General features: G+C 68.2%; 28 protein-coding genes. 6 read left to right on the top strand and 22 right to left on the bottom strand.

Going from position 1 to position 26,162, the window contains the following annotated elements; genetic code table 11:
- The first annotated feature begins 125 nt into the window (after positions 1 to 125).
- Positions 126 to 1,208, top strand: coding sequence for a bifunctional DNA-binding transcriptional regulator/O6-methylguanine-DNA methyltransferase Ada (ada, locus tag CDO46_RS18980; protein ID WP_087840044.1), 1,083 nt, complete (start codon positions 126 to 128; stop codon positions 1,206 to 1,208).
- Between the two features lie 5 nt (positions 1,209 to 1,213).
- Here ada and CDO46_RS18975 read toward each other — a convergent pair whose 3' ends face one another.
- The 6 genes from CDO46_RS18975 to CDO46_RS28705 all read right to left on the bottom strand — a co-directional run bounded on the left by CDO46_RS18975 (position 1,214) and on the right by CDO46_RS28705 (position 4,720).
- A complete protein-coding gene (locus CDO46_RS18975; protein ID WP_087840267.1) occupies positions 1,214 to 1,945 on the bottom strand; it encodes a hypothetical protein in 732 nt (243 codons plus the stop codon).
- A 128-nt stretch (positions 1,946 to 2,073) separates the two neighbouring features.
- A complete protein-coding gene (locus tag CDO46_RS18970) occupies positions 2,074 to 2,934 on the bottom strand; it encodes a class I SAM-dependent methyltransferase (protein WP_087840043.1) in 861 nt (286 codons plus the stop codon).
- A gap of 9 nt (positions 2,935 to 2,943) precedes the next feature.
- Positions 2,944 to 3,294 (bottom strand): glyoxalase/bleomycin resistance/extradiol dioxygenase family protein, encoded by a 351-nt coding sequence (locus CDO46_RS18965; protein WP_087840042.1) that lies wholly within the window; start codon positions 3,292 to 3,294, stop codon positions 2,944 to 2,946.
- Position 3,295: 1 nt separating this feature from the next.
- Positions 3,296 to 3,472: a ribbon-helix-helix protein, CopG family gene (locus tag CDO46_RS18960; RefSeq protein ID WP_087840041.1), complete on the bottom strand. Its 177-nt coding sequence runs from the start codon at positions 3,470 to 3,472 to the stop codon at positions 3,296 to 3,298.
- Positions 3,473 to 3,524: 52 nt separating this feature from the next.
- Positions 3,525 to 4,217: an MFS transporter gene (locus CDO46_RS28710; RefSeq protein ID WP_254914637.1), complete on the bottom strand. Its 693-nt coding sequence runs from the start codon at positions 4,215 to 4,217 to the stop codon at positions 3,525 to 3,527.
- On the bottom strand, positions 4,190 to 4,720 hold the full coding sequence (locus CDO46_RS28705) for an MFS transporter (RefSeq protein ID WP_254914636.1): 531 nt from the start codon (positions 4,718 to 4,720) through the stop codon (positions 4,190 to 4,192). Before CDO46_RS28705 ends, CDO46_RS28710 begins: the two co-directional genes overlap by 28 nt.
- Before the next feature lie 298 nt (positions 4,721 to 5,018).
- On the opposite strand from CDO46_RS28705, the gene dkgB reads away from it, so the two are divergent.
- The 3 genes from dkgB to CDO46_RS18940 all read left to right on the top strand — a co-directional run bounded on the left by dkgB (position 5,019) and on the right by CDO46_RS18940 (position 7,515).
- Positions 5,019 to 5,822: a 2,5-didehydrogluconate reductase DkgB gene (gene dkgB, locus CDO46_RS18950; RefSeq protein WP_087840040.1), complete on the top strand. Its 804-nt coding sequence runs from the start codon at positions 5,019 to 5,021 to the stop codon at positions 5,820 to 5,822.
- Between the two features lie 86 nt (positions 5,823 to 5,908).
- Positions 5,909 to 6,715 (top strand): IclR family transcriptional regulator, encoded by an 807-nt coding sequence (locus CDO46_RS18945; RefSeq protein ID WP_087840039.1) that lies wholly within the window; start codon positions 5,909 to 5,911, stop codon positions 6,713 to 6,715.
- 2 nt (positions 6,716 to 6,717) lie between these two features.
- Positions 6,718 to 7,515 (top strand): IclR family transcriptional regulator, encoded by a 798-nt coding sequence (locus CDO46_RS18940; protein ID WP_087840038.1) that lies wholly within the window; start codon positions 6,718 to 6,720, stop codon positions 7,513 to 7,515.
- Here CDO46_RS18940 and CDO46_RS18935 read toward each other — a convergent pair.
- The 10 genes from CDO46_RS18935 to CDO46_RS18890 form a co-directional block, all read right to left on the bottom strand.
- Positions 7,512 to 8,324 (bottom strand): enoyl-CoA hydratase-related protein, encoded by an 813-nt coding sequence (locus CDO46_RS18935; RefSeq protein WP_087840037.1) that lies wholly within the window; start codon positions 8,322 to 8,324, stop codon positions 7,512 to 7,514. The two genes, CDO46_RS18940 and CDO46_RS18935, sit on opposite strands and share 4 nt — an antisense overlap.
- A gap of 2 nt (positions 8,325 to 8,326) precedes the next feature.
- Positions 8,327 to 9,118, bottom strand: a complete 792-nt coding sequence (locus tag CDO46_RS18930; RefSeq protein ID WP_087840036.1) for an enoyl-CoA hydratase/isomerase family protein — start codon at positions 9,116 to 9,118, stop codon at positions 8,327 to 8,329.
- Positions 9,119 to 9,174: 56 nt separating this feature from the next.
- Positions 9,175 to 10,140 (bottom strand): tripartite tricarboxylate transporter substrate binding protein, encoded by a 966-nt coding sequence (locus CDO46_RS18925; RefSeq protein WP_254914635.1) that lies wholly within the window; start codon positions 10,138 to 10,140, stop codon positions 9,175 to 9,177.
- Positions 10,137 to 10,652 (bottom strand): MaoC family dehydratase N-terminal domain-containing protein, encoded by a 516-nt coding sequence (locus CDO46_RS18920; protein ID WP_087840034.1) that lies wholly within the window; start codon positions 10,650 to 10,652, stop codon positions 10,137 to 10,139. The genes CDO46_RS18925 and CDO46_RS18920 overlap by 4 nt, the downstream gene beginning before the upstream one ends.
- A gap of 36 nt (positions 10,653 to 10,688) precedes the next feature.
- Entirely contained in the window at positions 10,689 to 11,957 is a 1,269-nt protein-coding gene (locus tag CDO46_RS18915; RefSeq protein ID WP_243724338.1) for a CaiB/BaiF CoA-transferase family protein, read from the bottom strand.
- Positions 11,954 to 13,912 carry a biotin carboxylase N-terminal domain-containing protein gene (locus CDO46_RS18910; RefSeq protein ID WP_087840033.1) on the bottom strand — a complete coding sequence of 653 codons (1,959 nt, stop codon included), beginning with the start codon at positions 13,910 to 13,912 and terminating at the stop codon, positions 11,954 to 11,956. Before CDO46_RS18910 ends, CDO46_RS18915 begins: the two co-directional genes overlap by 4 nt.
- A gap of 3 nt (positions 13,913 to 13,915) precedes the next feature.
- Positions 13,916 to 15,520 carry a carboxyl transferase domain-containing protein gene (locus tag CDO46_RS18905; RefSeq protein WP_087840032.1) on the bottom strand — a complete coding sequence of 535 codons (1,605 nt, stop codon included), beginning with the start codon at positions 15,518 to 15,520 and terminating at the stop codon, positions 13,916 to 13,918.
- Positions 15,521 to 15,532: 12 nt separating this feature from the next.
- Entirely contained in the window at positions 15,533 to 15,859 is a 327-nt protein-coding gene (locus CDO46_RS18900; protein WP_087840031.1) for a hypothetical protein, read from the bottom strand.
- An 11-nt stretch (positions 15,860 to 15,870) separates the two neighbouring features.
- Entirely contained in the window at positions 15,871 to 17,247 is a 1,377-nt protein-coding gene (locus CDO46_RS18895; protein WP_087840030.1) for an acyclic terpene utilization AtuA family protein, read from the bottom strand.
- A 139-nt stretch (positions 17,248 to 17,386) separates the two neighbouring features.
- Positions 17,387 to 18,274 (bottom strand): LysR family transcriptional regulator, encoded by an 888-nt coding sequence (locus tag CDO46_RS18890; protein WP_087840029.1) that lies wholly within the window; start codon positions 18,272 to 18,274, stop codon positions 17,387 to 17,389.
- Positions 18,275 to 18,431: 157 nt separating this feature from the next.
- On the opposite strand from CDO46_RS18890, the gene CDO46_RS18885 reads away from it, so the two are divergent.
- Positions 18,432 to 19,640 (top strand): YbfB/YjiJ family MFS transporter, encoded by a 1,209-nt coding sequence (locus CDO46_RS18885; RefSeq protein WP_254914634.1) that lies wholly within the window; start codon positions 18,432 to 18,434, stop codon positions 19,638 to 19,640.
- Here the strand turns inward: CDO46_RS18885 and CDO46_RS18880 are convergent.
- From CDO46_RS18880 to CDO46_RS18870, 3 genes are all read right to left on the bottom strand, one after another.
- On the bottom strand, positions 19,550 to 20,605 hold the full coding sequence (locus tag CDO46_RS18880) for a glycosyltransferase family 9 protein (RefSeq protein WP_140416880.1): 1,056 nt from the start codon (positions 20,603 to 20,605) through the stop codon (positions 19,550 to 19,552). The genes CDO46_RS18885 and CDO46_RS18880 overlap by 91 nt on opposite strands.
- A gap of 77 nt (positions 20,606 to 20,682) precedes the next feature.
- Positions 20,683 to 21,549, bottom strand: coding sequence for a glycosyl transferase (locus CDO46_RS18875; protein WP_087840027.1), 867 nt, complete (start codon positions 21,547 to 21,549; stop codon positions 20,683 to 20,685).
- A gap of 13 nt (positions 21,550 to 21,562) precedes the next feature.
- Entirely contained in the window at positions 21,563 to 22,492 is a 930-nt protein-coding gene (locus CDO46_RS18870) for a hypothetical protein (RefSeq protein WP_087840026.1), read from the bottom strand.
- Positions 22,493 to 22,621: 129 nt separating this feature from the next.
- Between CDO46_RS18870 and CDO46_RS18865 the strand changes: the two genes are divergently transcribed.
- The gene (locus CDO46_RS18865; protein WP_087840025.1) at positions 22,622 to 23,311 is read left to right on the top strand and encodes a glycosyltransferase; all 690 of its coding nucleotides are present in this window, start codon (positions 22,622 to 22,624) and stop codon (positions 23,309 to 23,311) included.
- Here the strand turns inward: CDO46_RS18865 and CDO46_RS18860 are convergent.
- The 3 genes from CDO46_RS18860 to CDO46_RS18850 are packed head-to-tail and all read right to left on the bottom strand — an operon-like array spanning position 23,292 to position 26,161.
- Positions 23,292 to 24,047: a membrane-anchored protein gene (locus CDO46_RS18860; RefSeq protein WP_087840264.1), complete on the bottom strand. Its 756-nt coding sequence runs from the start codon at positions 24,045 to 24,047 to the stop codon at positions 23,292 to 23,294. The genes CDO46_RS18865 and CDO46_RS18860 overlap by 20 nt on opposite strands.
- A 17-nt stretch (positions 24,048 to 24,064) precedes the next feature.
- Positions 24,065 to 24,802, bottom strand: a complete 738-nt coding sequence (locus CDO46_RS18855) for an SDR family NAD(P)-dependent oxidoreductase (protein WP_087840024.1) — start codon at positions 24,800 to 24,802, stop codon at positions 24,065 to 24,067.
- An 18-nt stretch (positions 24,803 to 24,820) separates the two neighbouring features.
- On the bottom strand, positions 24,821 to 26,161 hold the full coding sequence (locus CDO46_RS18850) for a type II toxin-antitoxin system HipA family toxin (protein ID WP_087840023.1): 1,341 nt from the start codon (positions 26,159 to 26,161) through the stop codon (positions 24,821 to 24,823).
- Position 26,162: the final 1 nt, after the last annotated feature.

Below are 26,162 nucleotides of genomic sequence, written 5' to 3'. Positions count from 1 at the left end.
CCTGGTGGCGGGTTCCACGGCCAAGGGGCGGCGCGCGGCACGGATTCGAGCGCAAGAAACGGAGCGCTTGCGGCCGGACCATTCGCTATCCTGATGCCATGACCACGAACTCCCGGACATCCGCCATGGGTACCCGCCCACCGTCCGACTACGCCACCGATGACGCCCGCTGGCGGGCGGTGCAGGCGCGCGACGCCGATGCCGATGGCCATTTCGTCTACGCCGTGCGCACCACCGGCGTGTATTGCCGCCCCAGTTCGCCGACACGGCTGCCCCGGCGCGCCAACGTCGAATTCTTCGACTCGCCGCGCGAGGCCGAGGCGGCTGGCTATCGCGCCAGCCGGCGGCAGCAGGACGGGCCCGATGCCGCCCGGGAACGCACCGCGCTGATCGCCCGCGCCTGCCGCTTGATCGAAAGCGCCGAGACACCGCCCAGTCTTGCGGACCTGGCCATGCAGGCAGGCATGAGCCCCTTCCACTTCCATAGGGTATTCAAGGCCGAGACCGGCCTGACGCCCAAGGCCTATGCCTCGGCCCGGCGCGCCCGCCGGCTGCGCGAGGAATTGGGAACACCCGACGCCTCGGTCACCGATGCCATCTACGAGGCCGGATTCAACTCCAACAGCCGGTTCTACGAAGCCTCCGACCAGTTGCTGGGCATGCGTGCGCGCGACTACCGCGCGGGGGGCGCCGGCGCGGTCATCCGCTTCGCCGTGGGCCAGTGCTCGCTGGGCGCCATCCTGGTCGCGCAAAGCCAGCGCGGCATCTGCGCCATCCTGCTGGGCGACGATCCGGACGCGCTGGTGCGCGACCTGCAGGACCAGTTTCCCAGGGCCAGGCTGATCGGCGGCGACACCGGCTTCGAACGGCTGGTGGCCCAGGTGGTGGGCTTCGTCGAGGCCCCCTCGGTCGGGCTGAACCTGCCGCTGGACGTGCGCGGCACGGCCTTCCAGGAGCGCGTCTGGCAGGCCCTGCGCGAGATCCCGCCCGGCCGGACCGCCAGCTACGCCGAAATCGCGCAGCGCATAGGCGCGCCCCGGGCCGTGCGCGCCGTGGCCCAGGCCTGCGGCGCCAATCACATCGCCGTGGCCATCCCCTGCCATCGGGTCATCCGGCGCGACGGCGATCTGTCGGGCTATCGCTGGGGCGTCGAGCGCAAGCGCGCGCTGCTCGGGCGCGAGGCAGGCGGCTCTCGCGACCGCAAATGACGGCTCTAGCGCACCGGGAGGAAGGAAAACAGCATCAGGTTCTGCGCGTAGTTGATCCCCAGCCGGCGGGAGTTCTCGCCCAGCAGATTGGCGATCAGGTCCAGGCGCCCGATGATGGCGCCGAACTCGCGCTCGAAACTCAGGTTCACCTGCTTGTCCGTCCATTCGTTGGCCAGCAGCAGCGGCTCGCCGCGGGCATCGCGCCGGCTGCCCAGCAGCCAGGCGGCGGCCTCGACGTTGCGGGCCGCGTTGTAGACCCGGTCGCCGTCCAGCAGATCGAAGGCATAGAAACGCGTCTTGCCGTCGTGCGCCGCGACGATGGTATCGGCCATGCCGTAGATGAAGGCTGCGACGCGGTCGCCCTGGTAGGCGGGATCGAGCGACACGGCCAGGATCTCGACGTCGTGCAGGCCCTGGAGCCCGGCGGGCGGCGTACGGGCGTCGATGGACAGCCTGACCGTCTCGGCGGCGGCCTCCATGGAGGGCTTGCCGGACTTGCGCCACTCGCGCGGATTGCGCTTGTAGAGCTTGGTCATCAGCGACATCAGGCTCGACAGGTTGTCGCGCATGGCGATGGTCAGGGTCCGATTGAAATCGGTCTGCATCATCTGGTCCGAGGACATGTCCTCGGTCCCCCGCGACTCGTAGCCTGGGCGCGGCAGCGCGGTGTACTGGGCGCAGCCGGCCAGGATGGAGCAAACCAGGGCCGCCGCGCCCGCCGTCCTCAACCTGATCATGCGGGATCCGTTCTTCGCGTTGCCGCGAGGATAACCCAATGCACGGCGATTTCCGCGCCGCCGTGAAACAGGTTTTCACAACAATGGTGAACGGATCTTGCAAGGCGGCCGGCTAGCGGGAACAGGCCCTAGGTAGCCGCCACCAGCAGTTCCTCCGCATTGGCCGGCGGCCGCAGGCCGTCCGCGCGGTCCGCGAAATACCGCCGCGCGAGCTCGTCGGCCGAGACATGCCGCGCTTGCTTGAATCCCTGCTCGCGCGCCAGCTGAAGGATCTGCGATGGCAGGAAGAAGCTCACGAACGGCGTCCCGCTGGCGCGGGCGCCCTTCTCGGCCATCTCCATGCCGGGACGCACCTCGGGATCCGCCATCTCCAGCGGCAGCAGGAACGACATCGCGAACGTGGATCCTGGCGCCAGCGTCGCCATCTGGCGCAGCGTGGCGGCGTTCGCCTCCTTGGTCAGGTACATGCTGACGCCGGTGGACACCACGACCGCCGGCTTGCGGCCATCGAACCCCGCTGCCAGCAGGCGGTCCCACCAGGACTCCCCGGCCTCGAAGTCGACCGGCACGAAACGCAGCCAATCGGGCATCCCCAAGCCCAGTTCGAGCAGCCGCCGCCGCTTCCACTCCTGCGGCCCCGGCCGATCGATTTCGAACACCCTCAGCCGCGACGCCACATCGGGCCGACGCTGCGCGAAGCTGTCCAGCCCGGCGCCCAGGATGACGTACTGCTCCAGGCCACGGCCGGCCTGCTCCACGACCAGGTCCTCGATGAAACGGGCCCGGCCCACGATGGACGCGCGAAACGGCCGGGTGAACCCCTGGTCCATGTCCCCGCGGCGCTGCCAGCCCGGCTCCGGCGCCAGCAGGCGCAGGCCGATCTCGTCCTCCAGCACGTGCGGCGGCGCATCGACCTCGACATGCAAGGCGCGCCACAAGGCCACCCGCGCCGCCGTGCTGTCGGGTGCCACATCCTGTTCATCAACCATGACCGTCGCTCACTTTCCAGCCTGGGCCGGCGCCTGCAACCGCCAGATGCGGCCATCGGGATCGCGGACCGTCATGTCCCGCGTGCCCCAGTGCGTGTCCTCGAACGGCGTGACCACCTCGACGATGGGCTCGGGCTGGAACGCGTCCGCATCGGGCAGCTTCAGCACGATCTGCGACTCGGGTTTCTCGCTTTCAGGGACCTCGGCGATGAACAGGTAAGGACCGTCGCCATTGCGCAACTGGCCAGAGTTGTGGTCGGTCTCGAACTCCAGCGTGAAACCCAGTGCCTGGAAGAACCTGGCCGCCTTGCCCCAGTTGTGGGTAGTCAGGAACACGGCTTCGATCCGCTCGGACTTCATGTCACTTCTCCTTCTTGGTAGATCGGCGCCCGGGCCGCTGTGCGTCGAGATAGGCGCGCAGCGCCTCGGCCACCAGGGCCGAGAGCGAGGACTCCGATTCGATGGCGTGATGCTTGACCTGCCGGATCAGGCCGACCGGCAGATAGACGTTGAACTGCTTGACCTCTTCCTCGGCCATGGCGACCCTGATTGCTAGATTGCTAGCATTCTAGGAAAGCCGCCCGGGTGCGTCAACCCCGGCAATGGCTGGCAGACGATCCGGCATCGCGCAGCCTGGCGGTGATCGCCGCCCCCAGGGCCGCCGCCAAGCCGCCGACCAGGAAGACCTGGGCATGGCCGAAATGGTCGGCGATCCAACCAGCCAACGGGCCGGTCACGCCATAGGCAAGATCCTGGAAGGCGGCGAAACCGCCTATCGCGGTCCCGCGCAGGTGCGCCGGCACGCGCCGGACCGCCTCGAGCCCCATCGCCGGGAACACCATCGAGCATCCCATGCCCGTCAGCAGCGCGCCTGCCATGGCCACCTCCGGTCCGGGGGCCAGCCACAGCAGCGCCTGCCCCACGGCCTCCACCAGCAGCGACACCAGCGCCACCGGCACGCCGCCGACGCGATCGGGCAAGGAGCCGAACAGCACCCGCACCGCGACGAAACCCAGGCCGAAGCACGTCAGCCCATAACCTGCGCCGTCCCAGCCCCTGGCCAGGAAATACAGCGGGAAGAACGCGCCCAGCGCGGCGAAGCCTATGCCTTGCAGGCCGACCACGACCCCGGGCCCCCAGATGCGCCCCAGCACCTGCGCGAACGGTGGACGCCGGCCCGCCTGCGCCGGCACGGCGGGCGCGAGCGGCCACAGCATCAGCGCGCCCAGCAGCGGCAGCGCGACGCAGATCGCCATCAGGCCGGCGAACCCCAGGTCCTGCAACAGCCACAGGCCAGTGGACCGCCCGCCGCGAACGCGCCGTACATGCCCATGCCGAACACGGCCATGACCAGGCCGGAGCGCGCCGGACCCATCATTGCCATGCTCCACGCCAGCATGCCGACCAGGGCCAGGCTCTCGCCCAGCCCCAGCATCAGCCGGCCCGCCAGCAGGACCGCATAGGACACGATGCCATGTCCCAGCACCGGCAGCGACGAGGCCAGGCACAGCAGCGAGGCCAGCCCGTACAGGGCCAGGCCACGGAACATGCCGGACTTGCCGCCTCGTTCGTCGGCCAGCCGGCCGGCCCAGCCGCGGCTCAGGATGGTGGAAAGAAACGCGATGCCCACGGCCAGGCCGGAGGCGACATTGCCCATGCCCAGCGTGCGCGAGACATGCACGGCCACGGCCGGCATCGCCATGGCCACCGCGAGATAGCTCAGGAACAGCGCCACGGTCATCCAGACCAGGCGGCGCAAGGGGGAATACTGCAGGACGTTCGACATCGACCGCCGCTCCTTGGGAGTCAGGGCGGCACGGTGCGGAGGGATGGAGGAGAACGATGGACCACGCGGCGCCAACGCACACCGCCAGCCGGCCACGGGTGCCGCTGGTGATGCGTTGGTTGACGTAAACGCTTACGGCCGCGTCCGGGAGAACACTGCGGGGAGAATTCTAGCACCCGAGGAAACGCGCGCTCATTATTGACTTTAATTCAAATGTATTTGGCTTATACCGCGCTTCATCCGCAAAGGTAAAGCCGGCAGAATGCCAGCCATACCCTCGCTATCCAGGAGACCTTCCATGAGCATTCCTTCTTTCGGCGCCGGCACCTTCCGCCTGACCGGCCAGACCGTCATCGACTCGGTCCGCAACGCCCTGGACGTGGGTTACCGCGCCATCGACACCGCGCAGATCTACGGCAACGAAGCCGAGGTCGGCCAGGCCGTGGCCCAGAGCGGCATCCAGCGCGGCGATCTCTTCCTGACCACCAAGATCTGGACGGACAACTACGCCAAGGACAAGCTGGTGCCCAGCCTGCGCGCCAGCCTGGACAAGCTGCGCACGGACTACGTCGACCTGACCCTGATCCACTGGCCGGCGCCGGGCAACGGCATCGCGTTGAGCGAGACGCTGGCGGCGCTGGCCGAGGCCAAGGCACTGGGCCTGACCCGCCAGATCGGCATCTCCAACTTCAACATCGCGCTGACCAGGCAAGCCATCGAGCTGCTCGGCAAGGGCGAGATCGCCACCAACCAGATCGAGCTCAGCCCCTACCTGCAGAACCGCAAGCTGGCCGCGTTCCTGAAGGAGCAAGGCATCACCGTGACCTCGTACATGACGCTGGCCTACGGCAAGGTGCTGAAGGATCCGGTGCTGGCCGCGATCGCCGCCAGGCACCAGGCCACCGTGGCGCAGGTCGCGCTGGCCTGGGCGCTGCAGCTCGGCTATGCGGTGATCCCCTCTTCCACCAAGCGCGAGAACCTGGCCAGCAATCTGCTTGCCCGCGACCTGAAGCTCGATGCCGGCGACATGGCGCAGATCGCCGCGTTGGAGCGCAATGGCCGCGAGGTCGATCCGCAGGGCCTCGCGCCCGAGTGGGACTGACCGCAAGGCCCGCATGCGGGGGGCTTGCCGGCGCGATTGCGCGAACGTTCACATATACAATTGAGGCCATTTTCTTTCCCAGCCTCATGCAGAACGTCGCCACCCCGTCATCTCGACAACCGGGCACCCGGGACGTCCGCGTCCTGGCCCGCGGACTCACGATACTCTCCGCCTTCGAGCCGGAGAACGGCTGGTTGACCAATTCCGAACTGGCCGCGCTTACCGGCCTGCCCAAGCCCACCGTCTCGCGGCTGACCTCCAACCTGCTGGACGCAGGCTACCTGGAGTATTCGGCGCAGCGGGCCGCCTACCGCCTGGGAATGCCGGTGCTCGCGCTGGGCTTCGCCGCGGCCACTCACAGCGATTTCGTCGTGCTGGCAAGGCCGCTGATGCAGCAGTTCGCCGACGAGCACCGCGTCTCGGTGGTCCTGGCCTCGGCCAATGCCAGCAGCATGGTGTGCAACGAGGTCACCCATGGCCGGGAAATGCTGTTCACCTTGAGAGTGCGCGCGGGCTCGCGCCTGCGCATCGACCGTTCGGCGCTGGGCAGGGCGCTGGTAGGCGCCATGGGCGACGCCGAGCGTCTGGCCTTTCTCGAGAAGTTGAGGCTTGCCGATCCCCCGGCCTGGGAATCCCTGAGCCGGGAAGTGCCTCATGCCGTCGCCCAGATGGCCAGCCAGGGATATTGCGTGGCGGCGGGGACGCTGGAGGCGGGAACCAACGGCGTGGCGCTGGTGATCGACACCCCCGAGGGACCGCACACCTATGCGCTGGGCTGCGCCGCGCCCTCGAACGCGCTGGCCCTGCCGCGGCTGAAGCAGGAAGTCGCCCCAGGACTGCTGGCGCTCAAGGCCAGGCTCGAGGCCGAGCTCAGCGCCGGCCAGTCGGAGTAGGCATGGTCAGGACCCGCCAGCCGGCCCTCGAATCGCCGCAGACCGCCGACACCCAGGTCGATTCGCTCCGTCGGGGGCTGGAGATCCTCCGGCTGTTCGACGTCCGCCACCGCCGGCTGTCGCTGGACGATATCTCGAGCAGGCTCGGGCTGACGCGAACGACCACGGACAAGCTCGTCCAGACCCTGCTGAACCATCATTTCCTGCAATCGCTGGGCAACGACGTCTACCAGCCGCATATCGCCTGCCTGTCGCTGGGACGCGCGGTCAAGCGCCGCCTGCCCACCGCCCAGGCGGCGCGACCGCTCATGCTCGAGTTGTCCCAGCGGTACGGGGTCCACGTGACCCTGACCACGCGCGACCGGCTGCACATGCTGGTGGTCGAGCACTGCGTCCCCTCGGGCAAGGTCCGCCTGGGGCTGACGACCGGATCCCGTTTCTCCATGATCTCGTCCGCGTCCGGACGCGCCTACCTCTGGGGCCAGCCCGAGGAGCAACGCCGCATGCTGCTGGCCCAGATCGAGGACGAGGCCGGCCCGGCCGCGCAGCGGCAGATCGCCGACACTCGCACGGCCTTCCAGGAATTGGACAGGAACGGCTGGTGCTACCTGGCCTCGCCGGTCGCCAACCAGACCGCTTCCATCGCCACGCCGGTACACGCCGGTACCGCCGTGGAGTTCGCCCTGGCGGCCATGGCGGTGGGCGCCAGCCTGACGGAAAAAGACCTGCGCCAGCAGGTGGCGCCCGAACTCTTCGCCGTCGCCCAGCGCATCGCGCTCACCAAGGACGCTGGCCGCTAGGGCCCCGTCCGGCGCCCCTCGTCCAGCGAACCCAGCGCGTCGCGTACCGCCTGGAGGTGTTCCTCCGAGACGTGGGCAATGGCCTGGAACGCGGCCACGACGTCCAGGTGGGTCGCCAGCGTATGCCGCTCCGCGTCGCGCAGCAGGCGCTTGTTCATGCGCATGGCCTGCGGCGGATGCCGGGCGATGCGGCGAGCCAGGCCGTCGGCCCGCGCGCGCAATTCGTCGTCGGGCACGACGTCGGACACCAGGCCGATGCGCAAGGCTTCATCGGCATCGATGGGATCGGCCGTGAATGCCAGCTCCATGGCCTTGGACCGGCCGACCAGGCGTGGCAGCATCCACGCCCCGCCATCCCCCGCGACGATGCCCAGCCGCGCGAAGCTGACCGAGAAGCGCGCGCTTCGCGCCGCGATGCGCACGTCGCAGAAGCAGGCCAGATCGCAGCCCGCGCCATAGGCCGGCCCGTTGACCGCGGCGATGACCGGGATCTCGGTCTCGCTCAGGGCCAGCGGCACCTGATGCACCGTGTCCCGGTAGCGCGCCTGTATCTGGGCCACGGAGCCGGCCGAGAACATTTCGCGCCGCGCCATCTGCCTGAGGTCCCCGCCCGCGCAGAATGCCCTGCCCTGCCCCGTGATGACGAGCACGCGCGCGGCCGGATCGGCCTGGGCACGACGAATCTGTCCGGCCAGCTCCAGGAACTGGTCCGTGCTGGAAAAACGGTTCAGCGTCTCGGGATGATTGAGCGTCAGCGTGACGATACCGTCCCGTTCCTCGCGCTGGACGAAGCTCTCGCCCGCGGCCATGGCTAGGCTCCGATCCAGCGCGGCGGGCGTTTCTCGGCGAAGGCGCGCGGGCCTTCGATGGCATCCGCGCTGGCATAGACCCGTTCGTGGAATTTGCAGGCCGCCTCGAAGCCCCGGTCGCACCCCAGGTCCATCGCCGCTCCCACGCTTTTCTTGGCGGCCCAGACGGTCAGCGGCGCGTTGTCGGCGATGGTGCGGGCCACCGCCTGTGCCCGCTCGCGCACCGCGGCGGGCGTCGCCTCTACATAGTTGACGAACCCCAATTGGTGGAAACGTTCGATGGGATGCATGTCGCCCGTCATCATCATCTCCAGCAGGAAGGGCTGAGGCAGCATCCACAGCATGGGCACGCCCCACGGCGAACCCCGCCCCACCTTGGCCTCGGAGATGCCTCCCCGCGTTCCCTGCAAGCCGACCCGGATGTCGCTGTTGGCCGCCAGCACCATGCCGCCCGCGGTGAAGTGGCCGGTCATGGCGGCGATGATGGGCTTGGTCACCCGCCGCATGCGCTGGTGGAAGGGATCGCGCAGCAGCTCCAGCATGTCCTTGCCCGATTCCGCGCGCACCCTCGCCGCTTCTTTCAGGTCCATGCCGGCCGAGAACGTCCCGCAGTCGGCCGAGGTCAGCACGACCGCGCGGACGGACTCGTCGCGGTCGACCTCGTCCCAGAGATCCAGCAGCCGCTCGCACACCTCGATCGACAGCGCATTGCGCTGGTCGGGCCGATTGATGCGGATCGTGGCGATGCCTGAGGCCAGCGTGTACTGCACGGGGGCTTCGGTGGATGTCGTCATGTCAGGCCTCCTGGACACGAAAAGACGGCTCGAAAGAGTGCTGCCATACCCGCCGCTCACTCGGGCTGGATGTCGGCGGCCTTGGTTAGCCTGGCGTAGTGCCGGCTTTCCTCGGCGATGTACTTGCCGAACTCGGCCGGCGCCATCGGCGGCAGCAGTTCATAGCCCACGCCGTCCACCTGCTTGCGCAGTTCGGGTTGTTCGAGCACGGCGCGGATCTCGCGATTGAGCCGGTCGATGACCTCGGGCGAAGTCCCCGTGGGCGCGAACAGGCCGTTCCAGTTCCCGATCTCGAAACCCGGCAGCACCTCCTTCATGGCAGGCACGCCCGGCAGCTTGGCCGAGCGGTCCGGCGTGATGGCCAGCGCCTTGAGCTTGCCCGAGGTCATGTAGGAAAGACCGGTCGAGAAATCGATGAACATCATCTGCGTCTGCCCGCCCAGCAGTTCGGCGATGGCCTGGCCGTAGGCCTTGTACGGGATGGCCTCGATCTGCGTCTTCGTCATCACGCGGAAGGTGCTGCCGGTGATGCGCGTGGTGCTGTTGGCGTAGGGGAAGGACAGCTTGCCGGGATGCGCCTTGGCATATTCGATCAACTCGGCGACCGAGTTGACCGGTACCGACGGATTGACCACCAGCGCATGCGGCACGCCGCCCACGATGGCCACCGGCGCGAAATCCTTCAGGCCGTCATAGGACACCTTCTTGAAGAAATACTGGTTCGCCACCTGGGTCGTGTTGGTGCCGAACAGCAAGGTATAGCCGTCCGGTTGCGCGCGCGCGACGTACTCGCTGCCTATCATGCCCGTGGCGCCCGGCCGGTTCTGGACCACCATGGACTGCCCCAGGCGCTTGCCCAGGGCCTCGGCCACGACACGCGCCACGGCGTCGGTCGGGCTGCCCGCGGCGAACGGCACCACGATGGTGACCGGCTTGTCGGGATAGGCGGCGCGGGCCGCCGGCAGCCCCTGCGCGGCAAGGACCAGGACGCACAGGCCGATCGAAGGCAAGGTTTTCATCATTTGTCTCCCGCAAGGGTGGAATCGTTGGGCCGGGTCTTGACCATGCGCAGCGGCGAGTAGGTCAGCACGGTCTCGCCCCGTTGGTTGACCACGCGGTTGGCGGTGCGCACCAGGCCGCGGTCGGCCTTGCTGGTCGCCCTGGCCTCGATCACTTCGCATTCGACATGGATGGTGTCGCCGGCATTGGTGGGCTTGTGCACCTTGATGTCCGCCTCCATGAAGGCCATGCCCGTGCGCTGCATCGTGCTCTGCATCAGCAGGCCTTCGGCCATGCAGAAGACCAGCGAACCGGGCGCCGGGCGCGACCCGATGATGGACTGCGAGGCGATGTAGTCCAGATTGGTGAACATTTCCTCCACCATGCCCACGGTTCCGATGAACAGGGTGATGTCCGCCTCGGTGATGGTCCTTCCCAGGGTCCGGAAGCGATAACCGACCTCGACGTCGTCCCAATAGAACCCCATGCCCAGGACCTCCAGCCCGTTGGCGTCGGTCGTGATGGCTTTGCGCATGTCCTTCTCCTCCTCGTTCCCTGAATGTTTTCCTGGTCAAAGCACGCCGGCCTGCCGCAATGCCGCTAGCTGCTCGGGCGTCACGCCCACCGACCGCAGTACCTCGTCGGTATGCTGGCCCAGCATGGGCGGCGCGCTTCCCGGCTCCAGCGGCGTGGCCGAGAAGCGCATGGGATTGCGCACCGTCGGCACCCTGCCATAGCGCGGATGCCGCACCTCGGCGCGCATGCCGCGCGCGACGACGTGCTCGTCGGCGAACACCTGGTCCATGCCGTTGATGGGCCCGCCCGGGACCTGCGCGCGTTCGAGCAGCGACGTCCAGTCGGACAGGGTGCGCGAACGCGTGAGCGGCACCAGCCACGCATCCAGCTCCGCACGATTGCGCACCCGGTCCGCGATGGTCGCGAAGCGGGAATCGGTCCCGACCTCGGCCTGCCCCACCGCCTCGCACAGGCGGCGGAACTGCGTGTCGTTGCCGACGGCGAGCACCAGATGGCCGTCCGCCGCCGGATAGACCGCATACGGCGCGATGTTGGGATGGCCGCTGCCCATGCGCTGCGGCACGCGGCCGCTGACCAGGTAGTTCATCGACTGGTTCACCAGCGAGCCGACCATGCAGTCCAGCAGGCTGATGTCGATGTGCTGGCCGCCGTGGCCCCGGTCCCTGTGCTGCACCGCGGCCAGGATGGCGGTGGTGGCGTACATGCCGGCCAGCAGGTCGGCCACCGCCACGCCTGCCCGCTGCGGCCCGCCGCCGGGCAGGTCATCGCGCTCACCCGTCACGCTCATGAGGCCGCCCATGCCCTGGATCAGGTAGTCGTAGCCCGCGCGGTCCTTGTATGGCCCGGTTTGGCCGAATCCGGTCACCGAGCAATAGACCAGCCCCGGATTGATCTCGCGCAGCGAGTCGTAGTCCAGCCCGTATTTCTTCAGCGCGCCGACCTTGTAGTTCTCCACGAACACGTCGGCGCCTCGCGCCAGCTCCCGGACGATCCGCTGGCCGCGCGGGTCGGAGAAATCGATGGCGACGGACTTCTTGCCGCGGTTGCAACTCATGAAATAAGCGGCATCGCCCTCTTCCCCCGTATGCTCGTCGGTCAGGAACGGCGGCCCCATCTGCCGCGTATCGTCGCCGGCGCCGGGTTTTTCTATCTTGATGACTTCCGCCCCCAGGTCCGCCAGGTTCTGCGTGGCCCAGGGGCCTGCCAGGATGCGGGAAAGGTCCACGACTCGAAGATGGCTCAACGGCTTGTTCATGGTGGTCTCGATGCTGCCGGCGCCCGCCGGCTCGGAATGGAAGGTCATGGCGCGGCGTCGTAATCGACCTCGACGATGAGATCGCCCTCGCGGACGCTCTCTCCCGGCGCATGGCGCAGGGCCCGAACGGTGCCGGCCCCGTGGGCGGCGATGGCGTGTTCCATCTTCATCGCCTCGATGATGGCCAGCGTGTCGCCCGGCAAGACCCGATCGCCCGGCCGCAGCGGCAGGGCCGCGATGACGCCGGACATCGGCGCGATGGCCAGGCGGTCCGGCCTGGCGCCGTCCTGTTCGCGGGTACTGCGGGGGCGCACGGTGTAGTGGTCGCCGTCCACCAGCACATGCCAGCCGGATTCGGCCGGGCAGGCCTCCCAGCCGTGCGGGCCTACCCGCCCCCCCAACCCCGACGCGTCGCGCAAGACGCGCGACGCCTTGCCGGCCGCCTCCACGTCCACGCCCGGGCCGTCGGCCGCCACGAAGCCGGCCGCGACCGGCTCCTGGTCCAGCTCGAAATGCATCCTCCCCAGCGGCGTCCCGGCATCCAGGCAATGCCGGTCCATCGTTCCCTGTCCGGCGCCTGGGAGCCAGGGCGAGCCTGGCCTGGCCGCCGCGGGAAAGTGCAGCGCGGCGCCCACCGCCACCGCGGCCTCGCGGCTGCGCGGCGACTGCAGGTCCTTGCGCTCGTCCAGGTAGCGCGTGTGAACGTGTCCGGACCTGACCGCCGGATCGTCCAGGACCCGCGCCAGGTAACCCACGTTGGTGGTGATGCCCAGCAGCACGGTGTCGCCCAGCCCCGCCCTGAGCGCATGCAGCGCGGCCTGGCGGTCGCCGGCGTGGGCGATGATCTTGGCCACCATGGGGTCGTAGAAAGGCGGCACTTCTCCCGAGCCATCCAGTGCCGTGTCCACCCGCAGGCCCGCGGGCCATCGCGCGCGCGCCACCGTGCCCGGCGACGGGCGGAAGTCGTGCGCGGGATCCTCGGCGTAGACACGCGCCTCGATGGCATGGCCCCGGCATGCGATGGCGGATTGCGCCAGCGGCAAGGGCTCGCCCGCCGCCACCCGCAGTTGCCACTCCACCAGGTCCAGGCCGGTGACGGCCTCCGTGACGGGATGCTCGACCTGCAGGCGCGTGTTCACCTCCAGGAAGTAGCACTGGAGATCGCGGCCGACGATGAACTCGAAGGTCCCGGCATTGCGATAGTTCAAGCTGCGCGCGCCCTGCAGCGCCGCCTCCAGCAGGCGCAGGCGCGCCTCGGCGGGCAGGCCCGGCGCGGGCGCCTCTTCCACGACTTTCTGGTGGCGGCGCTGGAGCGAACACTCGCGCTCGAAAAGATGCACCACGTCGCCCCGGCCGTCGCCGAATATCTGCACCTCGATGTGGCGCGGCTCGTCGATGTAGCGCTCGACGATCATGCGGCCATCGCCGAAGCTGCTGCGCGCCACCCGGATCGCGGACTCGATCGCCTGCGCCAAGCCTTCATGGCGCGCGATGACCCGCATGCCCTTGCCGCCGCCCCCCGCCGACGGCTTGAGCAATACCGGCAGGTCGATGGCGCGCACCAGCGCCTCGATCTGCCCGGGGTCGTCGCTGGCCTCGTCGGTCCCCGGCACCACGGGAACGCCGGCCGCGCGCATCAGCGCCTTGGCCCGCGCCTTGTCTCCCAGCATGGCAATGGTCTCGGGCGCGGGGCCGATGAACACCAGTCCCGCGCGCTCGACGGCGGCCGCGAACTCGCTGTTCTCGGACAGGAAACCGTAGCCGGGATGCACGGCCTGGCATTGCGTGCGCACGGCCGCCTCGACCAGCCTGGCGCCGTGCAGATAGCTGTCGCCGGCCGGACCCGGCCCCAGGCAGACCGTTTCCACCGCGCCGTCCAGGTGGGCCGCGGCGGCATCGGCTTCGGAATGGACGGCCACGTACTCGATGCCCAGGCGCCGGCACGTGCGCGCGATGCGCCGGGCGATCTCGCCCCGGTTCGCGATCAGGATTCTTTTCCACATGGCCTACATCCTGAACACGCCGAAGCGTGTCGATTCCCGGGGACTGCCCGCCGCCAGCGCGAGGCCCAGCGTCAACCACGCGCGGGTGTCGGCCGGTTCGATCACGCTGTCCACCCACAGACGGGAAGCCGCGTACAGGGCCGTGCTCTCGGCGTCGTAGGCGGCCCGTACCGGCGCCTTGAACGCCTCGGCCTCCTCGGCGGAAAACGCCTTGCCCTGGCGCGCCAGTTGCTCGGCCCGCACCAGGGCCAGCACGGTGGCGGCCTGCTCGCCCCCCATCACCGACGTCCTCGCGTTCGGCCACATCGCCATCAGGCGCGGGCCGAAGGCACGCCCGCACATCGCATAGGCGCCGGCGCCGTAGCTTCCGCCTATGACCACGCTGAACTTGGGCACGCGGGCGGTCGCGACGGCGTTGACCATCTTGGCGCCGTCCTTGGCGATGCCTCCCTGCTCATACTGCACGCCAACCATGAAGCCGCTGATGTTGTGCAGGAACACCAGCGGGATGTTGTCCTGGCAGCACAGTTCGATGAAGTTGGCGGCCTTCTGCGCGCTCTGGCCGAACAGCACGCCGTCATTGGCCAGGACGCCGACCGGATACCCGCCTATCGCGCCCGTGCCGCACACCAGGCTGGCGCCGTAGCGTTCCCGGTAGGCGACGAATTCGCTGCCGTCCAGCAGCCGCGCCAGCACGTCGCGGACAGGGATGGCCTGCTTGGGGTTGGCGGGAATCAGCCCGGGCAGCTCGGCCGGATCATGGCGCGGTGGGACCGGGACACGCGGCGGCGCCGGCAAGGAGGCGGCCTGGCCGCGCGCCATGATGTCCCGTACCAGCGTCAGCGCGTGCAGTTCGTCATGGGCGAAATGATCGGCGACGCCGGACAGGCGCGTATGGATGTCGGCACCACCCAGCGCCTGCGCATCGACCAGTTCGCCGGTGGCCGCCTGCACCAGTTGCGGCCCGCCCAGGTAGATGGTGCCGGCCTGATCGACGATGACGGTCTCGTCGCACATCGCCGGTATGTAGGCGCCCCCCGCCGTGCACGCGCCCAGCACGGCCGCGACCTGCTTCAGGCCCAGGGCGGACATCTCGGCGATGTTGCGGAAGATCTTTCCGAAGTGGTGCTCGTCGGGAAAGATGTCCCCCTGCAGCGGCAGGTAGGCGCCGCCGGAATCGACCAGATAGACGCACGGCAGGCCGTTCTCGCGGGCGATGGCCTGCGCCCGCAACTGCTTCTTGATGGTGAGCGGATAGTAGGTGCCGCCCTTGACCGTGGCATCGTTGGCCATGATCACGCAGGCGCGGCCGGCCACCATCCCGACCCCGGTGATCATGCCCGCGCCCGGCGACTGACCGTCGTACAGGCCCTCGGCCGCCAGTTGCCCGATTTCCAGGAACGGCGTCCCGGGATCCAGCAGGGTATTGATCCGTTCGCGCGGCAGCAACTTGCCGCGCGCAAGATGCGTCTGGCGCGCGCGTTCGCCGCCGCCCTCGATCGCGCGCCGGCGCGCGGCATCCAGCGGCGCGCGAAGTTCGGCGTAGGCCGCGGCGTTGGCGGCGAACTCCTTGCCGTCTGTGCGTGTACGGGAAGACAGGATGGCCATGGCGAACGATCGTCAGGAAAGGTTCTCGGCGCCGCGCACCGGCAGGCGCATCAAGGCATAGCCCAGCGACTTGCCGGTCTGGTCCAGCCGCAGGGTGCGCGTGGCGCCACCCCCGAGCGCATGGCGCATGACCACCACCACCGCGCCGATGTTGTCCATGGGATGGCACTCCACCTCGCCCTGCACCCAGTCGCCATAGAGCCGCTTCACATCGGCCGGCGTCACGCTGGCGCGCAGCCACGCATATTCCCTCGGGCCGCGCGCGACCAGGCCCACGGAGCAGACATCTCCCTTGTCCCCGGAGCGCACGTAGGCGATATCTTTCACTTGCAGCGTCATCGGCATGCTCCTCAAGCCACCAGGATCTCGGTCTTCTGTTCGACGGCGTCGCGCGGGATGAGCGTCGGCCACAGCGCGATGACGGGACGCGGCTTCATCGGCGTGCCGAACGAAGTGCCCCCCGGCCCCATGATCCACAGATTCGTCCCGGCGCGCCGCACCTTGTCGGCTTCCTCCTGGGTCTGCGTGCGCACCGCGCAGCGCAGGCCCACCTCGGGCAGTTCGTTGGCCCATTCCCGGCCGGGAAACGCCGCCGCGGGCCCGTGCAGGGTGTTCAGGCCGACGAGATCGAAATGCACCTGGTCGGCCGCCAGGCCCATCCGCTCGAAACGCTCGAGCAGGGTCTCGCGGGCCTTCATCGCGCGGTCGTAGGCGTTGGGCCACGGGAAAAAGGCCATCGTCTCTCCTATCCAGCCGTCCTGGTAGCCCACCACCATCTTCCACAACTCGGGCGCGGGCTCTCCCCGCATGCCGCTGACGCGCACGCGGTCCTGGCCTTGGTCATCCAGCCTGAGGGATGTGAAGTCGGCCACCGCGTCGGGCATCAGATAGCGCCGCGGATCGCCAATTTCGTAGACCAGGTGTTCCTTGACCGTCCACTGATCGACCCGGCCCCCGCTGCCCGCCAGCTTGGTCACGGTGGCATCCCCGGTTTCGTCCACTTCCAGTATGGGGAATCCGACCCGCCCCATGTGCGGCATTTCCAGGAACCGGGACGACATGCCGCCCGAGCAGCCCGCCGCGCACTCGACGATGTGCCCCAGCGTCACCGCCGCGGCATACCGATGCACGTGCGCCGCGTCGCGACGCCAGCCGAATTCGTGCGCCAACGGGCCGACATACAGCGCGTTGTCCGACACCCGTCCGGCGATGACGACGTCGGCCTCGCCGGCCAGTCCCTCGCTTATCCCCGAACTGTCGGTATAGACGTTGGCGCAGACCACGCGATCGCGTATGGCCGCGAAATCCTCATCGCCGGTATCCAGATTGCGCAGCGGCACGCCTTGCGCGATCAATGCATCGAGCTTGCCCAGCATGTCGTCGCCCTCGACCAGTGCGACGCGGGCGCCGGCCATGCCCGCCTGGCGCGCGCCCTCGGCAATCCTGCCGGCCGCGGCACGCGGATTGACGCCGCCGCCGTTGGAGACCAGGCGCGTGCCGGCCGCCCGGGCCTTGGGCAACAACGCGATCATGGCCTGCACCGCATCCGGCACGTAGCCGGCGTCGGGCCGCTTCAGCTTCTGACGCTGCAACAGCGCCATGGTCAGTTCGGCCAGATAGTCGAAGCACAGATAGTCCAGGTTCGCCCGTTCCAGCAATTCTTCGGCGGGATCCAGGGCATCGCCCCAGAAACCCGACCCGGCACCCATCCGCACGATGCGGCCCATATCTGCCTCCGCCTTCTAATTTCATTTTGTTTTCTCTAATTTCATTATATTTTTTATCCGGCGAAGGCGTCAAGCACGAGCTGCGGAGCTTTCGGGATCGCATCGCCTGGAGAACGCGCGGCCGATGCCGCCCGATGTCCTACCGCCCGGCCCTGCCCCGGCCGTGGAACGCCCGGACCATTTCCAGGAACACCGTGGACGCGCTGGAGACGTAGCCGTCCCGGCGCCGGATGTACAAGGTCTCCACCCGCGCGAGTTCGCGTGGAATGCGGTGCAGGGAGACGCGCCCGGCCTTCGCCGCCGGCGCGGCCACTCCGCGCGGCAGCAAGGTCACGCCCACCCCGGCCGCAACGCAGCTCACGATGGCGTCGAGCGAACCGAACTCCAGCGGACGGGCGACGACGATGCCCATTGCGGCCAGCAGCGACTCGAGTCGCTGCCGATAGGAACACCCCAGCTGGAAAACGATGGTCTTCAGGTCGGGCACGCTTGCCAAGGACTTGATCGTGCGCAGGGCCGGACCGCCGACCAGCGCCAGTTCCTCGGTGAAGACGGCTTCCTGGTACAGGTCGGGATGCGTGACCGGACCGGCAACGAACGCGCCCTCCAGCCGGTATTCGACGACGTCCTGCACCAGCCGCGCGGTCGTGCCAGTGCGAAGCGACAGCCGGACCGCGGGATGGGCCTGCGCATAGGAACTGAGCACCGGCGCCAGGCGCAGCGCCGTGGTCGTCTCCAGTCCGCCCAGCGACAGGTTGCCGGCGGGCGTGCCGTCGTCCCCGGCGGCCGCCCGTATCTCGGCCGTCAACCGCGACATCCTGCCGACCAGGGGCAGGATGCGGTCTCCGGCGGGCGTGATCACCACGCCGCGGGCATGGCGTTCGAACAAGGGTACGCCCAGTTCTTCCTCCAGCGCCCGGATCCTGGCCGTGACGTTGGACTGGACGGTATGCAGCTCGGCTGCGGCCTTGTTCATGCTGCCATGCCGAGCCACGGCCTCGAAGGTTTTCAGATCAGCCAGGTCCATGCTTGCTTCCATTCCGAAGGGCGGCATGCAGCGTCATGCCAGCGCGCCGGGGCCGTCGAGACATATCTTTATTCCAGATAGCCACGATCTTATAAATTCGCTTCTTCAGATAAATGATAGCGCGTAGCCTTTTCCGGTCTGCATTACGGGAAAGGACATGGACGAGGAAGCCACCACCCTGACGATGAAGGTCGCTGGCGGCAATCGCGCGGCATGGGGCGTGCTTGCCGGCTTCTGCGCCAGCCTGGTCGGCATCGGCCTGGCCCGCTTCGCCTACACCCCTCTCCTGCCTGCCATCATCGGCGCCCGTTGGTTCGCGCCGTCCCTGGCCGCCTACCTGGGCGCGGCCAACCTGGCCGGCTATCTGGCGGGCGCGCTGGCTGGCCGGCCGCTGGCCGCCAAATGGTCGCCCGCCCCGGTCCTGCGCGGCATGATGTTGCTCGCGACGATCGTCTGCCTGGCCTGCGCGGTGCCGGTCTCTTTCGTCTGGTTCTTCGCCTGGCGCTTTCTGTCCGGACTTGCCGGCGGCGCGCTCATGGTGCTTGCCGCGCCCGCGGTGCTGCCCCTGGTGCCGCCTTCGCGCCGGGGACTCGCCGGCGGCGTCATCTTCATGGGGGTCGGCGTCGGCATCGTGCTGTCCGGAACACTGGTCCCCCTCTGGCTGCGACAAGGCATACGCGAGACCTGGCTGGGCCTGGCCGCCCTGTCCCTGTTGCTGTCCGCCCTGGCGTGGAAAGGCTGGCCCGCGCAGACGAGACCGGCCGCGGCCGAGCCCTCGCATCGCCGCCCCGCCGCACCGTCCCGCCCGCTACGTGCGTTGTACGTCGAGTATGCGCTCAACGCCGCGGGATGGGTGCCGCACATGATCTTCCTGGTCGATTTCGTGGCGCGAGGTCTCGGTCTCGGCCTGCAGGCGGGAGCGCACTACTGGGTGCTGTTCGGCATCGGCGCGAGTGCGGGCCCGGTCCTGGCCGGCATGCTGGCCGACCGGATCGGCTTCGGCCCGGCGCTGCGGGCCTCGTTTGCGCTGGAAGCAGTGGCCGTGCTCATCCCGGCACTGGGCCTGGGGGCAGCCTGGCTGGCGGCTTCCAGCGTGATCGTGGGCGCCTTCGTGACCGGCACCGTGCCGCTGGTGCTGGGTCGCGTGCACGAGTTGCTGGCCCACCACCCTACTCTGCAGGGCCCGGCCTGGCAGACCGCCACGGTGGGCTTCGCCCTGTTCCAGGCACTGGCCGCCTACGGGCTGTCCTTCCTGTTCGCCCACGACGGCGGCGACTATGCCCGGCTTTTCGTCATCGGGGCCTGCGCGATGGGGTTGGCATTGATCATCGACTTGTTCGTCATCCGCTCGCCCGCAGGCCCCTGATCGAATGCCAGTACGGCTTCCGACACCCGCCGGCGCAGCCGCTCGACCGCGGCGTCGACCTTGCGAACCGACAGCAGATACTTCCACGAATGTTCCCGCAGCCATCGGCCGGGCATCAGCGGCGGCGCGGTGACAGCCAGGCTCAGCGCCCAGCCGGGCGCCCAGCGCACCGCGATGCGCGGCCGCATCGCGAGCGACACGGCGGGCACGCCCACGTTGGAGGCCAGGTGCGCCAGGCCCGAGTCATTCCCGACGAAAATGCGTGCCGTTGCAAGCCAGCGAGCCAGATCGTCCAGGGATTCGTGCGAGACCAGGCGAAAGCCCTGCGCCTCGACCCATTCCCATTGCGCGTGCTCGCGGGGAGCCACCACGAAACTCGGATCGTAGCCCCGGGCCCGCAGCCGGCGGGCCAGTTTCAGGAAACGTCCGGGCAGCCATTGCTTCTGGATGTCGCTGGCCGTGGGATGGATGATCACTCGATTGCCGACGGCGGTCACGCCCACGTCGACCGGCACGACCAGGCCGTTGTCGCGCGTCAGGCCATCGAGCCCGAAGCAATGGCGGCACAGGTCCAGCTGTATGTCCACCATGGGCTTGACCTGTCGATACGTGGCCCACCTGTCCATGACCCACACTCGCGGATGCCAATCGCGCGCATCGTCCAGCACGTCGGATTCGTAGGCGTGCAGCATGACGTCGAAATGCTCGAGCCGGTTCCGCGCCTGCGCCGCATGCAGCTCGGGCTCGATGCGAAAACCGGGAAACCACTTGCGCATGGCGTGCAGGTGGCGGCTGAAGACCGTGACATCGATCCCATGGCGGACGAGATTGTTGGCGACCACCATCGAGATGAGCGTGTCGCCGATGCGCGGCGACATCACGAAGGCGACAGACCAGCCTTGCTGAATGGGATGACGGGGATGGTTGATGGCAGCCCCCTTGTGCAGTGGTACGGGTCGATGCAATCGACTCTACTCTGCCGCCCCGTACGACTTGTTTTTTATCGTAACCAAATCGTCACGGGATATTCGCAAGAGAGCGATCAATCCGCCATGCCGCCCAGTCCCAGGCGCGACCAGAGCGAGCGTTTGCGGGTGCGGTGGTTGCCGGCATAGTCGCGTTGGGTGGCTTTCATCATGTCGCCGAATGGCGACGGCGACCGATAGTCGTCGAGCGCGTAGCCCGCGGACAGCGCTTCGCGATAGCAGGCATCGAAAAGCTCGGCCAGGTCGGCCCTGGGGTGCGGCAGCACCCGGCCGTCGAACCAGTGCCGGCGGCCTTCCCGCTCCAGCCTGGGGAATGCGTATTTGTGGCTGAACTGCGTCCCCATGTCCGAATAGTGCAGGATGCGAATCGCATGAAGCGGCTTTCCCTCGCCATCGATATTGTTGTAGTCCGAGTGCATCGACTCGATCAACTCGGGATGTCCGGAGAAATAGCGCATCATGCGCTGGTGCGAATCGGGCTCGGCGCGCAGGCGCTCGATGGATGGCAGGTGGGGCCGCGCGGCGGCGCAATCCCACACCGTCACGCAAAAACGCCACGATGTCTTGCGCCCCTTGCCGGTAAGCACCTTGCCGGCGTCCAGCGGCATCCGCCAGAGTTCGGCCAGGTCGCACAGCACCACCATGTCGGTGTCCAGGTAGATGGCCCGGCCCTCGTAGCCGCAGAACGCCGGCACGCCCCAGCGGAAACCCGAGAACGGCGTGGCCCACGCCTGCGTGCGCCAGCCCCGCCCCTGCCCGGGATCGGCATGCCAGAAACTGGCCGGATCCCTCGACAGCCGCATCCACTCGATGTCGATGGGCAGCGAGCAGTGCTTGCGCGCGCTGTATTCCAGCACCATCATCTGCTCGAGATCGCAGTCGTTCGGATCGCATCCGACGAAAAGCCTGATCCTGTCTTCCATATGGTCCTCGGCATCAACTCCCGGCCAGCGCGCGCCAGTCCCGTTGCTGGAACGGGTCACCCGACAGCGCGCCATCCGGAGACAGGTTGACGATACGCACGCCCGATTCGCGCAGCAGCGACGCCGCCCTGTTGAACGACGGCAGGATGTGGCCGGACAGGTACTGGTCGAGCGTGGTGGGAAGGCGGTCGGCGAGCGATTCGTAGAAGCGGCCCGCGGCGGCCGCGTTGCGCAGGTCCACGCCATGCAGCACGATTTCGGCGTACCCCAGCCAGGCCATGATCTGGAGAGCGGTGTAGGCCACGGTGCCGACGTCGAACACGCCCTTGCGGATGTCGCGGCTGAATCCCAGCGCGCGGTCGAGATCGAAAATAGCCAGTTCGTGCTCCGGATGTTCGCGCCGTACCTGCGCCATGGTCCGCGCCGGCAACAGCGCGCGCCGCTGGGGATTCTCGACCAGGAACAGCCGGCAGCGCAACGCCTCGGGAGGCATCCGTTGCAGGACATGCCACAGGCACAAAGGCGTGGTGAACAGCAGCAGCTCCTGCTCCACGACCCGGCGGACCAGTTCGGGACGGGCCCGCACGAAGCCCGTGTCGTTGAAGCAGTAGTAATCGAAGCGTACGGCATGACGGTCGAGCAGCGCGATGGCGCCGTTCACCCCCATCACGCCGGACAAGGACAGGCGGCCGTAGTCGATGTCATTGATCGACGGGCCGCTGGCGATGATGTGCCCCGTTCCGGACGCGCTTGCCCGGGCCACGCTCGCATTGGCCAATGGCAGTGGCCGGCGCCGGTACGAATAGCCGACCACATGGCCGTCGGCGTCGCGTTCCACCGCCACGTGCGGCCACAGGCGCTCGTTGTGGCGCTGGCCGGGACCGTGGGTGTAGCGGTACAGCAGCTTCAGCGCGGTATTGGCGAATCGGCGGGCGACGGGCATGCGGCCAATTGTTTGCCCATCGCGCACGAATGTCGAGCCGGCGTCTGTTTCTTATGAAACGTTGTGATACGCCCGGCCGAGCCGCGGCCCGGTACAACATGGGTTCCGCAGAACTCGACCCGGCCGGCCATGATAGAAACTGCCCGCATCTACATAGGTTTCGACAGCAAGGAAGTCGCCGCCTATCACGTGCTGTGTCAGAGCATCCTGGAAAAGAGCTCCATCCCCGTTTCCGTCACCCCGGTCGCCCTGGATCACCTGGAAGGCGTCTTCGCCCGGGAACGCAATCCGCTCCAGTCGACCGAGTTCTCGTTCTCTCGCTTCCTGGTGCCTTACCTGAGCGGTTTCCAGGGCTGGTCCCTGTTCATCGATTGCGACACGCTGGTGCGCACGGACATCGCGGAACTCTGGGCCTTGCGGGACGAGCGCTTTGCCGCGATGTGCGTCAAGCACGACTACCGTCCCAGAAGCGAAACCAAGTTCCTGGGACAGGTCCAGTCCAGGTACGAGAAGAAGAACTGGTCCAGCGTCCTGCTCTTCAACAATGCGAAATGCCGCAGGCTCGATCCCTACTATGTGAACACGGCGACCGGGCTGGACCTGCACCAGTTCAAGTGGCTCGAATCGGAAGACCTCATCGGCGACCTCCCCGCCGCATGGAACTGGCTGGTCGCCGAATACGACTACCGTTCCGACGCCAAACTGGTGCATTTCACCACCGGCGGCCCTTACTTCGACGAACACAGGAACGACGACTACGCGGACGAGTGGTTCTCCACCCGCGAGCGTCTCCTGCACGTCAGGCAGCGCGGCCGGTGACGCACGCCGCGCGCTCCGCGTTCCACAAGGGAATTCCCGTGGCGCGCGACACCTGCGGATCGGCGGTGAATACCGGCCGCCCCGCATCGAGCAGGCGTTGCAGGATGATCCGGTCCATGCGCACGTGCAGCCGCGCCAGGCCCGCATCGTTGTAGGCGTGTCCGGCCGAACCCGGATCGATGCCGGCGATGATGACGGCAGGAGCGCCGTGATGCAGCGCATACAGCACGGCGTTGATGCCGTTCGAGCACTTCGACTCGGCGTCGATCTCCAGGGAATGCAGGCCCGCGACCCTGTCGAGCAGCGCCATGCGCTCATAGCGGTCGACGATGTAGAGGTGGTCGTAGCGGTAATCGAACGACGCCAGCCCGCGCTCCAGCCGCTCGCGTTCGTTCTTGCGCCATAGCAGCACGTAGAGCGCGCGCGTCCGCCGCCCGCTCAGGACCCGCCGGACCTCCCGCGCATTGTGCGTCGTGCCCTCGATCTGGTTGAACATCATCATCGTGATGTCGGGCACCTCGATGCCCCAGCGCGCGGCCACGGACTGGGATCCGTTCACGGTGATGACGGTATAGCGCCCATCCAGGCCCTCCGGCCGGTTGGCCTGCGGCGCGGAGCCGACCACGACCACCGGACCCGTGATGTCGAAAGGCAAAGGCGGCGGCGCGGGCCGGGTCAGGCGGTACTTCATCCATCGATACAGGCGCTTCTTCGCATCGATCAATTGTTGCCGCATCGTGCTTTCCGCCATCGTCAGGCCTCGGGCAGCGCGATGCCCGTCGCCCGTTCCAGCTCGCGCAGCAATTCGTCCTGGAAAGCCGCGTCGAGCGCGGCGGGATGCGGATCGAGTCGCTGCTGGTGGTGCCAGTATCCGCCGCTCGCGCCGGCGCGCGGGTCCGTGCCGGCAGCCAGCCACTCCTGGGTCAGGTGGCCCAGGCGCAGGTCGCCGGGCGCGTTGGGGCCTCCCATCTTGGTCGGCACCCACCCCGGATCGACCGCGCTGCTGACGATGCCCGGCCACAGCCGGGCCACCGCCATCGCCAGCGCCGTCACGAACAGCTTGCTGTCCGAGTAGGACGCCGACTCGCCATGCCCGCGCCAATCCAGGCCGTCCAGTTGGGGACGGCCGTCGAAATGCATGCCGCTGCTCAGGTACACCAGGCGATCCGGCCGGGCAATGAGCGCCGTCAACACATAGGGCGCGACCACATTGACCGGCAGTATGTGCCGCCCGGTATAGACCCCGGCGTTGTGGATGACCGCATCCATCCGCCCCAGGCGGTTGACCTGGCCGGCGACGTCCTCGGCCTGCCCCGGGTCCGACAGATCGCCGGCCACCACCCGGGCGCCCCGGCTCACCAGGTCCTGCACCGCATCGAGCCGCTGCCGGCCGCGCACGTGAAGCACGACCTCGTGGCCGTCCGCGAGCAGCGTGCCGGCCGCGGCCTTGCCCAGCCCGTCGGCCGAGCCCGTGATGAAGATTCGAGACATTGCCAGCTCCTATGGGAATCAAGACACCATTGCCGCCAGCGCATCGGCGGCCCGTTGCAGCCCGCCCAGGATGGTGTCCGCGACACGCGGCGAAAAATCCCGGGGTAGCGCCGCGTGGGCCTCGGCGATGGCCGCGGGGGTACGCGACAGGATTTCTTCGATGATCGGCCCGGCCGTCGGCGCATAGCCAACCTTCCGTGCCGTACTGTCGAAATGCCGGCGCTGGATGCCGTGCATCTCATAGTGCCGGTTCTTGCCCAGCAACGCCATCGCCAGCTTGATTTCGCGGCTGGACCATTGATTGGCCCCCTCGCCCAGCACCGGGTAGGCCGACATCACGTCGTACAGCCTGGTCAGCCGGAAGCGACCGCGCGGCAGGAGATGAATGCTGAAATTCTTGGCGTGGCCGTCGGGCGCGCGCAACAGCCAGAACAGCACTTGCGCGGCCATCAATGTCTTCATGTCGGCATCGGGGCTCACCGACTGCCGCAGCGTGGCGAACAGGGTCTTGAGCCCCGGCCCGCCCTCGTTTTCGTACTTGCGCAGCGGCGGGCATCCGGCCACCTGGCAGAAATCCTCCTGCGGCAGCCGCATGATCCACCGGCCGTCCGGCGCGACGCGCCGGTCGAAACGCTCGACGACGAGCACGCGCTGCCTGCCGAAGGTCGCGATGTCGGCATGGGCGGCATCCAGCCCATAGGCCTTGAGCAGCCGCAGGCACAGCCATTCGTTGTCGACCGAGGTGGTGAAATCCGCCCGCCGGCCGCCCATCAGTCCCAGCGGCAGCTTGAAGATGTGGGTGGTGGGAGTGGCGCCGCGCGGCGCGTGCCATCGGCCGTCCCACCACAGGAAAGCGGTCTTCTCCTGCGCGCCCGCCAGTGAAATGCGGAAGTCGGCATCCGGATCCCCCTGGGCGCCGAAGGCGCGCGGCGACACCGTCTCGATCAGATGCCGCTCGATGTCCTCGTCGGACAAGGGCACGCCTTCAATGCGGCCGTGGCCGTCCGGCGTCTCGTGCTCGTCCAGTATCTGCACCGCTCCCACGCAGTCGCTGCCGACTGCCTTCAGGAGATCGAAGGGATCCGTCGAACCGGTCCGGAAGCGCTCGGCCACGCGCCTGCGGATCACGTCGCTGTCGGGCAGGAGGTTGTCGAAATAGTTGGCGACCCTCTCGCCCTTCAGAGGCAGGCCGTGCAGGTTGAACGGCAGCGACAGCGAAAGCGGCCGGCCGATGTCGGCCCCCGTCCAATCCGGGTCGTAATGCAGTTCCATTTCTCCCCTCGCGGGGATCGTCCAGCGGCCGACGCGGATGCCGTTGGCCCAGATGAACAGGCTGCGGCCATGCGATCGACGACCCATG

Origin of the sequence: Pigmentiphaga sp. NML030171 (assembly GCF_002188635.1) — a bacterium.
Lineage (GTDB): Bacteria > Pseudomonadota > Gammaproteobacteria > Burkholderiales > Burkholderiaceae_B > Pigmentiphaga > Pigmentiphaga daeguensis.
The sequence above is the reverse complement of the archived record's forward strand: the minus strand, read 5'-3'. Positions and strand labels throughout refer to the sequence as shown.

What these genes read in the sequence shown, in the direction of transcription:
- ada (WP_087840044.1), top strand. Translation starts at nt 126, where the DNA reads ATGGGTACCCGCCCACCGTCCGACTACGCCACCGATGACGCCCGCTGG.
- CDO46_RS18975 (WP_087840267.1), bottom strand. Translation starts at nt 1,945, where the DNA reads ATGATCAGGTTGAGGACGGCGGGCGCGGCGGCCCTGGTTTGCTCCATC.
- CDO46_RS18970 (WP_087840043.1), bottom strand. Translation starts at nt 2,934, where the DNA reads ATGGTTGATGAACAGGATGTGGCACCCGACAGCACGGCGGCGCGGGTG.
- CDO46_RS18965 (WP_087840042.1), bottom strand. Translation starts at nt 3,294, where the DNA reads ATGAAGTCCGAGCGGATCGAAGCCGTGTTCCTGACTACCCACAACTGG.
- CDO46_RS18960 (WP_087840041.1), bottom strand. Translation starts at nt 3,472, where the DNA reads ATGGCCGAGGAAGAGGTCAAGCAGTTCAACGTCTATCTGCCGGTCGGC.
- CDO46_RS28705 (WP_254914636.1), bottom strand. Translation starts at nt 4,720, where the DNA reads ATGTCGAACGTCCTGCAGTATTCCCCCTTGCGCCGCCTGGTCTGGATG.
- dkgB (WP_087840040.1), top strand. Translation starts at nt 5,019, where the DNA reads ATGAGCATTCCTTCTTTCGGCGCCGGCACCTTCCGCCTGACCGGCCAG.
- CDO46_RS18945 (WP_087840039.1), top strand. Translation starts at nt 5,909, where the DNA reads ATGCAGAACGTCGCCACCCCGTCATCTCGACAACCGGGCACCCGGGAC.
- CDO46_RS18940 (WP_087840038.1), top strand. Translation starts at nt 6,718, where the DNA reads ATGGTCAGGACCCGCCAGCCGGCCCTCGAATCGCCGCAGACCGCCGAC.
- CDO46_RS18935 (WP_087840037.1), bottom strand. Translation starts at nt 8,324, where the DNA reads ATGGCCGCGGGCGAGAGCTTCGTCCAGCGCGAGGAACGGGACGGTATC.
- CDO46_RS18930 (WP_087840036.1), bottom strand. Translation starts at nt 9,118, where the DNA reads ATGACGACATCCACCGAAGCCCCCGTGCAGTACACGCTGGCCTCAGGC.
- CDO46_RS18925 (WP_254914635.1), bottom strand. Translation starts at nt 10,140, where the DNA reads ATGATGAAAACCTTGCCTTCGATCGGCCTGTGCGTCCTGGTCCTTGCC.
- CDO46_RS18920 (WP_087840034.1), bottom strand. Translation starts at nt 10,652, where the DNA reads ATGCGCAAAGCCATCACGACCGACGCCAACGGGCTGGAGGTCCTGGGC.
- CDO46_RS18915 (WP_243724338.1), bottom strand. Translation starts at nt 11,957, where the DNA reads ATGACCTTCCATTCCGAGCCGGCGGGCGCCGGCAGCATCGAGACCACC.
- CDO46_RS18910 (WP_087840033.1), bottom strand. Translation starts at nt 13,912, where the DNA reads ATGTGGAAAAGAATCCTGATCGCGAACCGGGGCGAGATCGCCCGGCGC.
- CDO46_RS18905 (WP_087840032.1), bottom strand. Translation starts at nt 15,520, where the DNA reads ATGGCCATCCTGTCTTCCCGTACACGCACAGACGGCAAGGAGTTCGCC.
- CDO46_RS18900 (WP_087840031.1), bottom strand. Translation starts at nt 15,859, where the DNA reads ATGACGCTGCAAGTGAAAGATATCGCCTACGTGCGCTCCGGGGACAAG.
- CDO46_RS18895 (WP_087840030.1), bottom strand. Translation starts at nt 17,247, where the DNA reads ATGGGCCGCATCGTGCGGATGGGTGCCGGGTCGGGTTTCTGGGGCGAT.
- CDO46_RS18890 (WP_087840029.1), bottom strand. Translation starts at nt 18,274, where the DNA reads ATGGACCTGGCTGATCTGAAAACCTTCGAGGCCGTGGCTCGGCATGGC.
- CDO46_RS18885 (WP_254914634.1), top strand. Translation starts at nt 18,432, where the DNA reads ATGGACGAGGAAGCCACCACCCTGACGATGAAGGTCGCTGGCGGCAAT.
- CDO46_RS18875 (WP_087840027.1), bottom strand. Translation starts at nt 21,549, where the DNA reads ATGGAAGACAGGATCAGGCTTTTCGTCGGATGCGATCCGAACGACTGC.
- CDO46_RS18870 (WP_087840026.1), bottom strand. Translation starts at nt 22,492, where the DNA reads ATGCCCGTCGCCCGCCGATTCGCCAATACCGCGCTGAAGCTGCTGTAC.
- CDO46_RS18865 (WP_087840025.1), top strand. Translation starts at nt 22,622, where the DNA reads ATGATAGAAACTGCCCGCATCTACATAGGTTTCGACAGCAAGGAAGTC.
- CDO46_RS18860 (WP_087840264.1), bottom strand. Translation starts at nt 24,047, where the DNA reads ATGCGGCAACAATTGATCGATGCGAAGAAGCGCCTGTATCGATGGATG.
- CDO46_RS18855 (WP_087840024.1), bottom strand. Translation starts at nt 24,802, where the DNA reads ATGTCTCGAATCTTCATCACGGGCTCGGCCGACGGGCTGGGCAAGGCC.
- CDO46_RS18850 (WP_087840023.1), bottom strand. Translation starts at nt 26,161, where the DNA reads ATGGGTCGTCGATCGCATGGCCGCAGCCTGTTCATCTGGGCCAACGGC.